At 33.6% G+C, this 1,498-nt stretch carries 2 protein-coding genes; both read left to right on the forward strand.

Annotation, left to right across the window (positions count from 1 at the left end; all coding sequences use genetic code 11):
* Window positions 1-141: 141 nt before the first annotated feature.
* Complete coding sequence (locus D8M03_RS17520; RefSeq protein WP_121216056.1) at window positions 142-348, forward strand: nucleic acid-binding protein; 207 nt, start codon at window positions 142-144, stop codon at window positions 346-348.
* Window positions 349-607: 259 nt separating this feature from the next.
* Entirely contained in the window at window positions 608-1,243 is a 636-nt protein-coding gene (gene ytaF / locus D8M03_RS17525; RefSeq protein ID WP_121216057.1) for a sporulation membrane protein YtaF, read from the forward strand.
* The last annotated feature ends 255 nt before the right edge of the window (window positions 1,244-1,498 follow it).

A 1,498-nucleotide genomic window follows, 5' to 3' on the forward strand; every position in this document is an offset into this window, starting at 1 on the left:
TTTGTGTGTGGTAACCTCAACTAACACCAAAATCCAGGGGGTGGCAAGTTTTTTTGCGTAAAAGACTATAAAACCAACGATTATTAGCGATTTATATATATAAGTTTTGACAATACGAAACTATAAAAGGGGGGACGAATTATGAAAAGAATTTGTCATCAATGTCAAACGGAAATGATACTTGATTGCAAAGTAAGTATTGAAGGGGATATTTCAGGTATTAAGATCAGTCAAAAAGGCAAAGGAATATTTAATAAAGTATCCGCAAAAACGAAAGCAGCCGTTTGTCCAGCCTGCGGAAATGTTGGTTTTTATATAGAAGAGTTCAAAGAATTTAAACAGAATTGAATAAGTTTTAACATACGGGTGTTTGATTTATTTCAAACGCCTTTTCTTATTTTTAGAACATTGCATATTATCCGACACTTAGTGTTTAAAATTAATACACACGCACCAAAAATCAAACGCTTCCCAATCTAAAAATACGCAATAAGTAACTAAGAACTTAATTATTTAATAGATATCTCGTTGGAATTGGACTATTAAAATGTCATCTTTTAACCCGTGTTCATATGATAAGGAGGCGATTGGTTGAAAGGAGCAAAGAATGGGTGAATTACTTTCATTATTGATTTTAGGGTTGGCAGTAAGTTTAGATAGTTTTACAGTTGGCTTAACATATGGGCTACGAAAAGTGACGATTCCTTTTAAATCATTAGCCATTATTTCTTCCTGCACATTTGTAGTGTTAATGATTGCAATGGGGATTGGCACCATTATTGAGAGGTTTATTTCCCATGAGGCTGCAGAAACACTTGGTGGTCTTATCCTAATAGGGTTAGGTATTTGGGTTTTTTATCAATTTTTCACTTCACAAAAAGCGAATTCAGAAAACCAATCCGAATATAAAATTATTAAATTTGAGATGAAATCATTTTCGATTATTATTAAAATTCTTAATAAACCAATGGAAGCGGATTTTAATCGCTCTGGTAATATCAATAGTATGGAAGCTTTATTTTTAGGATTAGCACTATCCTTAGACTCTTTTGGTGCAGGGGTGGGTGCAGCGTTGATCGACTTGCCACCAATTTTATTTTCTATCATTATTACTATATCTTGTACCTTTTTTGTAATCGTAGGGATTAAAATCGGGAAGCTCTTAACACATGTTGAGTGGATGAAACACCTTAGCATACTTCCTGGGATTGCGTTAATCATTATTGGTATTTTTCGATTATAAATGTCGTCCACCCGTTAAATGTACAATGGGTGGATTTTTATTTGAATTGCAATTTGTCTCCCATTTCTAAAAATGCTAGTATATAAATACAATTATGAGGAATCCCACCATATTTTAGGGATTCTTCAATCTATATGGTAGTGTCAAAACTTCTATGAAAAATTGAAAAACACAAGGTATTGGGCGATAAGTACTCTCCGAACGAGGGGACAATCGCTCTTGACAAACATTCCGAAAAGGTTGCGCCCATATTTT

This window comes from Ureibacillus endophyticus (genome assembly GCF_003628435.1).
Lineage (GTDB): Bacteria > Bacillota > Bacilli > Bacillales_A > Planococcaceae > Ureibacillus > Ureibacillus endophyticus.